The sequence below is a fragment of the Microcoleus sp. B4-C2 genome (genome assembly GCF_036705265.1).
Classification (GTDB): domain Bacteria; phylum Cyanobacteriota; class Cyanobacteriia; order Cyanobacteriales; family Microcoleaceae; genus Microcoleus.
The window spans coordinates 1-2386 of sequence record NZ_JAUBUB010000136.1; the positions used below are offsets into that span (position 1 = coordinate 1).

Sequence of the window (2386 nt, forward strand, 5' to 3'; positions counted from 1 at the left end):
CGTCCTTTTTGGACGGGCGGGACGCCCATCCCACAAACTTGTGGAAGTTATTTAATTCTCATTCCTTAGATTTTAGAGGCGGCTTCCATTTGCCGCACTACTGTTAAAGCAGAATAGGAAACACCGGCAGTGCCTTCTCCGGGATGGGTGGAGTCACCTACTAACCACAAGTTTTTAATTGGTGTGCGAGTGGCAAATCCGAAGGGGCCGAAGGTTGGTATTCGCTGCCCGATGCCACCCACAACGCCTCTATCTCTCGCTGTATAGCGGGCAAAGGTGCGGGGTGTGGCGGCTTCTTGGTGTACGATCGACTCTGGCGTCAAATTGAAATATTCGCTCAAACGGGCGATCGCCCCTGCGGTATATTTTTGCTTCAATCCTTCATAATCAACCGAATTCCACCACATTCGAGTATCAGTAAATGACGAAGCGATAATTGTCGCCATTCCCTCCGGTGCTCGCCCATCACCCGGATGGCTAACAGAAACAAATAATGAATTATTCTCCCCAATCTCGCCGTCGTAATCGTAGAGAAACTGAAGGTGGGGCGGACAATTTGCCGGAATTGCGCTTTCATGCACTCCCAAATATATGACAAATGCACCGGATGCGGGCGGCAATTTATCTACTCGATATTTGTAGCCTGCCATTTGATTTGGGAGTTGATTTGTTGTCTCTGAAGTCTCTGATTTAACCGATAAATTATCTGTTAAATTGCCGACACTTGGCTCGCTTGACAACAATTTTACTAGATTTTGCGCTGTCACGTTGGCAACAATGCGATCGGCAGTTTCTGTCCAAACTTCGCCTGTTTTTTGATTGCGAATCACTGTACCGGTGGCTTTGCCATTTGCTGTGACAATACTTTCAACTGTATGCCGCAACAGGACTTTGCCGCCGTAGAGTTCGATCGCCCCTACGAGTCGATCGCTCAATACCTGCATACTTCCTTGTAGATGATACAATCCCTGTGGCTCTTGCGAAACTCCTAAAGCCGTTGCCGCGTAAAGTAGTGCCGTTTCTTCGGTATCAACTTGAGAATACAATTTTAACTGCAAATCCAGAAAAGTTCTCAAGCGCAAATTGTCTCCCAACCCGCAAAGCCGCAAAGCATCTCCCACTGTCATAAAAGTGAAAGGCAAAGTAATTAGAGTGTCGGGGCGAACTGCTTGAATTAATTGCCAGAAATCCCATAAGTTTCTGGGCGGTAAAACTGGATCGCGCCCTTGAAACTTCCAGCTAGCTTTGAACAATGCAGACAATAATTGCCAAAAAGGTTCGCTTCCGGGGAATTGCCGCTGCCTTTCTTGCTGCCACTTTTGCGGATTTCGCCACACGCTAATCGGTGCTGTTTCTCCCGGCAAAAACACCGCACAAGCGGGATCGCAGGGTGTCGCGGCGGGAAGTTCTATGTCTAATTCTGAGAAAATTCGGTGGTGAATGCCTCCGGGTTCCAATCCTGCAACCTGCGTGGCGCCGACATCGAAGGTAAAGCCTTTGCGTTTGAAGGTGGAAGCGCATCCTCCGGGGACGATCGCCTGGTCTAAGACTAGCACTTTGTATCCTCTGTGGGCTAGCAGGGCGGCTGCTGTCAGCCCGCCGATTCCGCCTCCAATTACCGTGACGCGGCCCTTAGTGTCTGTGGGACTGGATTTGCTCTCAGGGGTGCGATCGCCTGTCATAAATTTATTTATTGTAATATTTCTTAATATTATGCTCATATTTTGCAATAAAAAGCTCTTGTAGCGACAGGTTGAAATCTATCGCTACAAGAGCAGTCGTCCGAGTTTAGAGGACGTTTTAGGGGTAAAGTGCTCCGGGCGCACCCGGAGCGTTAGACAGTGCCGTGTTGATTAGAGAATCACTGACGGCGCCACTTGTTGAGATAAGCTTCGCCAATCCCAGCCACAGCCTGCATTTGACCTAGCTGTTCCCGTAAAGCTTTGATGGTTCTTAGCTGTTCTTGAGACTGTTGCTGCAAAGCGTCGTAATTTCGCTGTATCGCCGCACTCTGGCTCAATTGATTTTCTAGAGAGTGCAACTTGGTTAGTTGAACTTGGAATTCGCCGATCGCACTTGACTTTTCTGCTAACTCGTGCTGCAAAGATTCGTAACTCGACTTCGACACGGTTTGCTGGAATTGGCTTTCGAGATTTTGCTTTTCGGTGGCGAATTGCTGCTGCAAGGATTCCACAGCAGCGGATTTTTCAGCGATTTGGTGCTGCAAAGATTCCAGAGCACTGGATTTTTCGGCTAGCTGTTGCACAAACTCGTGTTCGCGGTGTTCTTTTTCAGCGATTTGGTGCTGTAAAGATTCCAGAGCACTGGATTTTTCGGCTAGCTGTTGCACAAACTCGTGTTCGCGGTGTTCTTTTTCAGCGATTTG

Annotated in this window: 1 protein-coding gene and 1 pseudogene; both read right to left on the reverse strand. The window is 48.5% G+C overall.

Annotated elements, in window-relative coordinates:
* Positions 1-65 precede the first annotated feature (65 nt).
* On the reverse strand, positions 66-1682 hold the full coding sequence (locus tag QUB20_RS26385; protein ID WP_333250799.1) for an NAD(P)-binding protein: 1617 nt from the start codon (positions 1680-1682) through the stop codon (positions 66-68).
* Between the two features lie 179 nt (positions 1683-1861).
* Positions 1862-2386: pseudogene (locus tag QUB20_RS26390) on the reverse strand (CopG family transcriptional regulator); the annotation flags it as partial.

Bases quoted from the DNA above. Each gene is read 5' to 3' on its own strand.
- QUB20_RS26385 (WP_333250799.1), bottom strand. From the start codon at position 1,682: ATGACAGGCGATCGCACCCCTGAGAGCAAATCCAGTCCCACAGACACT.